General features: G+C 74.4%; 6 protein-coding genes. 2 read left to right on the top strand and 4 right to left on the bottom strand.

Annotation, left to right across the window (positions count from 1 at the left end):
- Both C3486_RS29300 and C3486_RS29295 read left to right on the top strand, forming a co-directional pair.
- The coding region (locus C3486_RS29300) for an MFS transporter (RefSeq protein ID WP_103835801.1) at window positions 1-1,175 on the top strand (1,175 nt) is incomplete at its 5' end.
- 54 nt (window positions 1,176-1,229) lie between these two features.
- Window positions 1,230-1,622 carry a molybdopterin-binding protein gene (locus tag C3486_RS29295; protein WP_103835798.1) on the top strand — a complete coding sequence of 131 codons (393 nt, stop codon included), beginning with the start codon at window positions 1,230-1,232 and terminating at the stop codon, window positions 1,620-1,622.
- A 57-nt stretch (window positions 1,623-1,679) separates the two neighbouring features.
- On the opposite strand, the gene C3486_RS29290 is transcribed toward C3486_RS29295, so the two are convergent.
- From C3486_RS29290 to C3486_RS29275, 4 genes are all read right to left on the bottom strand, one after another.
- Window positions 1,680-2,891 carry a cytochrome P450 gene (locus C3486_RS29290; protein WP_103835797.1) on the bottom strand — a complete coding sequence of 404 codons (1,212 nt, stop codon included), beginning with the start codon at window positions 2,889-2,891 and terminating at the stop codon, window positions 1,680-1,682.
- A 33-nt stretch (window positions 2,892-2,924) separates the two neighbouring features.
- Entirely contained in the window at window positions 2,925-4,301 is a 1,377-nt protein-coding gene (locus tag C3486_RS29285; protein WP_103835796.1) for an NAD(P)/FAD-dependent oxidoreductase, read from the bottom strand.
- Window positions 4,291-4,500 carry a ferredoxin gene (locus tag C3486_RS29280; protein WP_103835795.1) on the bottom strand — a complete coding sequence of 70 codons (210 nt, stop codon included), beginning with the start codon at window positions 4,498-4,500 and terminating at the stop codon, window positions 4,291-4,293. Before C3486_RS29280 ends, C3486_RS29285 begins: the two co-directional genes overlap by 11 nt.
- Before the next feature lie 306 nt (window positions 4,501-4,806).
- A complete protein-coding gene (locus C3486_RS29275) occupies window positions 4,807-6,756 on the bottom strand; it encodes a chloride channel protein (protein WP_103835794.1) in 1,950 nt (649 codons plus the stop codon).
- Between the last annotated feature and the right edge of the window lie 133 nt (window positions 6,757-6,889).

Here is a 6,889-nt window from a genome sequence, read left to right as displayed (position 1 = left end):
GCGGTACGGCCGTCATGCTGCCGCTGCTGATGACCTCGGTCATGCGCCTCGTGCCGCCGGAGAAGCGCGGCGCGACGATGGGCACCATCAGCATCGTCATCGCGGTCGCGCCCGCCGTGGGACCGACCGTGGGCGGCGCGGTGCTCGCCTCCCTGGGCTGGCGCTGGATGTTCTGGATCGTGCTGCCGCTCGCCGTCGCCGCGCTGATCAGCGGCGCCGTCTGGATGCGCCTGGACAGTGAGACGCGGCAGGTGCCGCTGGACGTGCTCTCGGTCCTGCTGTCCGCCGTCGGCTTCGGCGGCGTCCTCTACGGCCTGGCGTCCGTCGGCGAGTCCGGCGGCCAGGAGCACGCGGTGGCGCCGTGGGTCCCGATCGTGGTCGGCCTGGTGGCGCTCGGCGTGTTCGTCGCCCGCCAGCTCCGCCTGCAGCGCTCGGACCGTGCCCTGCTCGACCTGCGCCCGTTCCGGACCCGTGCCTTCAGCGTCGCCCTGGTCCTGTCGGCCCTGCTCTTCATGTGCCTGCTGGGCGTCGGCTCGATCATGCTGCCGCTGTACCTCCAGACGGTCCTGGGCACCAACACCTTCGTCAGCGGCCTGGCCGTCCTGCCCGGCGGCCTCCTGCTCGGCCTGCTGGGCCGTCCGGTGGGCCGGCTGTTCGACCGCTTCGGCGCCCGCCCCCTGGTCATACCGGGTGCGCTGGCCCTGGCCGTCTCGCTGTGGCTGTTCACCCTGCTCGGCGCCCACTCGCCGCTCGCCGCTGTCATCGCCATCCACATCCTGCTGATGGCCGGGCTCGGGCTGATGATGACGCCGCTGATGACCGAGTCGCTGGGCGCGCTGCCCGGTCACCTCTACTCCCACGGCAGCGCGATCCTCTCCACCCTCCAGCAGGTCGCGGGCGCCTTCGGCACCGCCGTCTTCGTCACCGTCGCCTCGCTGGGCACCTCCGACCCGTCGGGCGCGCCCGACGCCGGCGGGCTGCGTACGGCGTTCATGGTCGCGGGCGTCATCGGCGTACTCGCCTTCGCCGCCTCGCTGTTCGTCAGCCGCAGGGCGCAGCCCGTCCAGGTGGACCCCGTGCCCGCCGCCGAGGGCGGCACCGGGACGGACCCGGAGGACGACGGGAGCGGACACACCCCGGTCGGCCAGGCCGGGCCCACCCGCCTGAACAAGTGACGGGGCCGCGGGCCGGGCACGGGCGGCCCGGCCCCGCGGTACTAGAGTGCGGCTGTGCCGTCGTACAGCATTGGACAAGCAGCGGAGCTGCTCGGAGTGAGCTCCGAGACCGTCCGGCGCTGGGCGGACGGCGGCCGGCTGCCCATGGACCGGGACGGCGCGGGGAACCGGGTCATCGACGGCGCGGGCCTCGCGGCCTTCGCACGCGAGCGGGCCACGGGGGCGCAGCCGGAGGACACCGCGGCCACGTCCGTGCGGAACTCCTTCGTCGGCATCGTCACCGCGGTGACCATGGACGACGTGATCGCCCAGGTCGAGATCCAGGCCGGCCCGCACCGGCTGGTCTCCCTGGTGACACGGGAATCGGTCGAGGAACTGGACATCGAGGTCGGCGTGACCGTCAGGGCACGGGCAAAGTCGACGAATGTCCAAGTCGACACGCCCTGACGGGTGATGCCCGAGGCACGCCACGCCTTCGCCCCCGCCGCAAGGGGGGCGAACGCCTCACGGCGACAGTTCGAGCGGCAGATGGCGGGGGCCGCGCAGGAGGGCGCTGTGGCGGTAGGGCGGCGGGTCCTCCAGCAGGGTCGCGGTGCCGAGCAGCGGGAGGAGCGCGGCCAGTGCCGTCTGTGCCTCGATCCGGGCCAGCGGCGCGCCGTAGCAGAAGTGGACGCCGCTGCCGAAGCCGAGGTGCTGGTTGTCCGTGCGCGCGGGGTCGAACCGGTCGGGGTCCCGGAACCGCACGGGGTCCCGGCTGCCCGAGGCCGGCACGAGCACGACGGGCACGCCCTTGGGGATGGTCGTGCCGCCGACGTCGATATGGGCGAGCGGCACCCGCTGCAGCAGGTGCACCGGCGGCTCGTACCGCAGCAGCTCCTCCACGGCGCCCGGCAGCAGCCCGGGATCATGGCGCAGCCGCTCCAGCTGGTCGGGATGGCGGAGCAGGGTGAGCACACCGTTGGTGATCAGGTTGACCGTCGTCTCGTGGCCCGCGACGAGCAGCAGGACGGCGGTGGCGGCCAGCTCCTCGCGGGTGAGCGGCCGTTCCGGTCCGGGGTCGTTGACGAAGGCGGACAGCATGTCGTCGCTCGGCCGGTCCCGGCGCCGCTCGGCCAGGTCCACCAGGTAGCGGCCCATCTCCGTACGGGCCTGGACGCCGGCCCGCTCCCGTTTGCCGGCGGACTCGCCCGGCCTGATGTCGGCGGCCTCGATGATCGCCGCTGACCACTCCCGGAACACCGGCTCGTCCCCGCGCGGGACGCCGAGCAGCCGGCAGATCACCGTGACCGGCAGCGGGTACGCGAAGTCGTCCACGAGGTCGATGCGCGTACGGCCCCGGAGCCCCTCGGCCAGTTCCCCCGTCACCAGCGCGATCTCCTCGCGCATCGCGTCGACCCTGGCCGGGGAGTGCGGTGGCCCGAACGGCCGCATGGCCAGGGCGCGCAGCCGGTGGTGCTCGGGGTCGTCGAGCCGGATGAACGGGACCAGCAGCTCCTCCTCCACCGGCAGGCCGAGGTACGGTGCCGCCCGGTTGCGGCGGTCGGAGCTGAGCCGCGGGTCGTGGAACAGCGCGACGATGTCGTAGTACCCGCCGACCAGGTAGCTGCCGTCCGCCTGCCGCGCCACGCCCGCCGCGCGGAGCTCCGCGTACAGCGGGTACGGATCGGGGCGGTTGGCGTAGTCGGTGATCCGCTCCAGGAGGGTGTCGACAGCCATGCGCGGGCTCCTCGGGACAGGAGGGACGGGAGGTCAGCCGCCGGGCCGCACCAGGATGAGCCGGCGGTCCGGCAGATGGCCGGTGAGCGCGACGGTGGGACCGTGCGAGAGGCCCCTGGGGTCGGGTACGTCGGAGGGGACCGGGAGTTCGGTGATCAGGGGGTGGCCGTCGGCCGCGCCCGGCGCCGGCGGGAACGGCGCCGCCGTCTCGATCAGGCCCCGGTAGTGCTCCAGCCACTTGGCCATGTTCACGGTGACCGCGGCGGTGACGCGCCCCCGGTAGCCGTAGACCGCGACCAGCCGGCGTTCGGCGAGCGACCCCTGCGCGACGACCACCTGGTCGGAGAAGGTGGGCACGCCCACCGACTTGATGTTGAGCCCGAACTGGCTCGACCAGAAGACCGGAACGCCGAGGTGCGGACGGCGGAGCGGCCCCGGGTTCACCATGTTGTGCGCGGCCACCTCCGCCTGCGCGACCGCGTTGCCCCAGTGCTCCAGGGAGAGCAGCTGGTAGTCGAAGAGGGGGTGCGGGAAGCGGGAGACGTCTCCGGCCACGAAGACGTCGTCGGTGACGATGCCGTACTGGGTGAAGGCGCGGCACCCCGCGTCACAGGCGATTCCGTGCGGGCCCGCGGCCAGCCCGGAGTCCGCCAGCCACTCGACGTTGCGTACGGCGCCCAGGGCGACGACGCACAGGTCCGCCGCGATCCGGCTGCCGTCGGAGAAGTCCGCGCCGGCGAACCGGCCGTCGCCGTCCCCGCGCAGCGCGGTGACCGTCACCCCGCAGCGCAGGTCGACGCCGTGCGCCCGCTGCAGCCCGGCCGCGAGCTTCGACAGCGTGCCGCCGAGCGCGCCCACCAGCGGTCCGGGGCCGCGTTCGGCGACCGTCACCTCGATGCCGCGCTCCCGGCAGGCCGAGGCGATCTCCGAGCCGGTGAAGCCGCCGCCGATCACCAGCACCCGGCGCGGCCCGGCGGCCAGCCGCTCCGACAGGCGCGCGGCGTCCTCGCGGGTGCGCAGCGCGAACACCCCGTCCAGCGCCGCCTGTTCGGGGTGAGGCCAGGGCCGCGCCCGCGTCCCGGTGGCGATGAGCAGCCGGTCGTACGGCAGTGACCGGCCGTCGGCCAGCAGCACGCGCTTGCCGACCGGGTCGAGCCCGGTGGCACGCACCCCGAGCCGCCACTCGGCTTCCGGGTCGCGGCGCACCGGCAGCCCGGTGCTGTCCGCCGGTACCCGGCCGAGCAGCACCTGCTTGGACAACGGGGGCCGGTCGTACGGCGGGCACGGCTCCTCGCCCACCACGGTCAGCGGGCCGGCGAAGCCCTTCTCGCGCAGCGTCTCGGCGGCCCGCAGCCCGGCCAGCGAAGCGCCGACGACGACGATCCGGCCCTCCCACAGGTCAGCGGCCACCGGCGTGCACCGCCTCGCCCATGAGGATCGCCTGCACCGGGCAGGCGGCGGCGGCCTGGCGCACGCGTTCCGCCTGGTCGTCGGGGACGTGCGGGCGGTACAGCAGCGCCTCCTCCGAGGGCAGCCGGAACACCTCCGGCGCGAGGAACACACACTGCGCGTACGCCTGGCAGCGGGTGAGGTCCACGACGATCTGCATCCAAGCCACTCCCTCCGGCACCCCGGCCTCCGGCCCTCCGTGGGCCGGGGCGGTCGGGGTGCGCCCGGCTGCGCGGGCGGTCTCTCGCGGACTCGGTACGGGATCCGTGCCGCAGTGTAGGCGCGGCGGCGGTCCCGGCGGGGCTCCGCGGAACAGGCTCAGCCGTCCGGCCGACCCGGTGCGGCGACGCCGGGCGTATGCGGGAAAGGCACGGGCCGGGCGCAACGCGGTCGCGGCTGCCCGCCGAGCCCGGCGTGACGGGTCCGACGGGCAGCCGCGGTACGTGAGTTGGGGCCTTGCCGGTGGTCAGTGTGTTTCCGACAGGGCCGTGCTGCCGCTGCTCGCCTGCTGTGCCGGGACGGCCGCCAGGGCCTCCTCGGCCGCCTCGGGAGCGGGGGCCGGAGAGGCGGCGGTGGTGCGGCGGATGCCGAGGTGACGCTGGGCGTGCTGCTCCTCGTGCACGTCGATGCGGCGGGCGTGCAGCAGGTGGCGCAGGCTGACGATGCCCTCCGGCCGGGCCGGTGCGTCACGGCTGACGATGAGGATGCGGGTGATGTCGTGCTGGGCCATGCGGTTGGCCAGCGCGCGCAGGGTCTCGTCGTCGTGCGCGGTGACCGCTGGGCGGGCCAGCTCGCCCAGCGGCGTGGCGTCAGCGCCGTCGCGGTGGGCGAGTTCGCGCCGGGTGACCACGCCGAGCAGGCGGTCCGCTTCGTCGAGCACCGGGTAGAGCCGCTGGGCCGCGAGCTGTTCGCGGGGGTCGGCGTGCGCGTCGGAGCGGAGCGCGGCGGCGGCCTCGCCGGCCGTCGTGGCCGCGCGGAAGGTGGCCGTGACCGGCGTCTCCAGCTGGCGCACGAGGTGGGTCTCGAGCGGGTCGACGCTGTACTCACGCGTCAGGTGCAGCCCGCGGCGCGCCAGCTTCTCGGTGAGCACCGACCGCTTGAGGACGATGACGGAGAGCAGGTAAGCGGCCGATGCCGTGATCACCATGGGGATCAGGGCGTTCAGTTCGTGGGTGAGCTCGATGCAGAACACGATGCCCGTCAGCGGCGACCGCATGACGCCGCCGAGTACGCCCGCGAGCGAGACCAGTGCCCAGAAGCCGGGGGAGACGTGCGGGAAGACGAGCCCTTCGGCCGCGCCGAGCGCACCGCCGATCATGAACATGGGGGCGAGGACGCCGCCGGAGGTGCCGGAGCCGAGGGAGAGGCCCCAGATGAGGGTCTTCACGACGAGGATGCCGAGGACCAGGCCGACCGTGGCCCGGCCGGTCAGCAGCTGGTCGATGACGTCGTAGCCGACGCCGAGCGCGTGCGGCTCGAACCAGCCGCCGATGCCGATGATGGCGCCGCCGATCGCGGGCCACCACATCCAGTGGAACGGCAGCTTGGCGAAGAGGTCCTCGGAGAAGTAGACGAGCGCTGTGGCGCCGAGCGCCAGCAGCCCGGCGGCCAGCCCGGCCACCACGCACAGCCCGTACGCGGAGGGCGCGAGGTGCGCGGGGACGTGGGCGCCGCCGAACAGCGGCGCGGTGCCCAGGATCGGGCCGCGCACCAGGGTGGCCGTCACCGCGGCGACGGCCACGGGCAGGTACGTACGCGGGCGCCACTCGAAGAGCAGCAGTTCCACGGCCAGCAGGATGGCGGCCAGCGGCGCGTTGAAGGTGGCCGCCATGCCGGCCGCCGAGCCGGCCACCAGCAGCGCCTTGCGCTCGTCGGTGGTCACCTTCAGGAACTGGGCGAGGATCGAGCCGACCGCGCCGCCGGTCATGATGATGGGTCCCTCGGCGCCGAACGGGCCGCCCGTGCCGATGGAGACCGCGGCCGACGTCGGCTTCAGCACGGCGACGCGGGGTTGCACCCGGCTGCCGCCGACCAGGATCGACTCGATGGCCTCGGGCATGCCGTGGCCGCGGATCTTCTCCGAGCCGTAGCGCGCCATCAGGCCGATGACCAGGCCGCCGACGATGGGCATCACCAGCAGCAGCCAGCGGTGCGGCGTGCCGTGCGGGGTGGCGTCCGCGATGCTGAGGCGGCCGTGGAAGGCGAGGTTGGTGAAGAGGGCGATGAGCTTGAGCAGTCCGACGGCGACCAGCGCGGCGGCGGCACCGACCGGTATCGCGAGCAGGGTGATCGCCACGGCACGCGGCGGGACGTGGAAGTCTCCCAGGTGCGCCACCTTGGCGGCGAGGCCGTGGCCGGCCTGCTGGGGCGGTCGGGGCCGGGCGGCCTGCTGTGGGGCAGGTTGGGGCCGGGACATGCGTACTCCGTTGCAGAAAAAAGGGGACGGGGACGTACTCGGCGCCGGCGGTGGGCCGGGTGGGCCCGCACCGGGGCACGGTGAGCGGCCGGCGCACGGCGGTGTCGCGCCGGAGGAGCGTCGGGGGCCGGTG

Source organism: Streptomyces sp. Ru73, from assembly GCF_002920575.1.
Taxonomy (GTDB): Bacteria; Actinomycetota; Actinomycetes; order Streptomycetales; family Streptomycetaceae; genus Streptomyces.
Note: the sequence above shows the minus strand (reverse complement) of the source record. Positions and strands in the feature narration are given on the sequence as shown.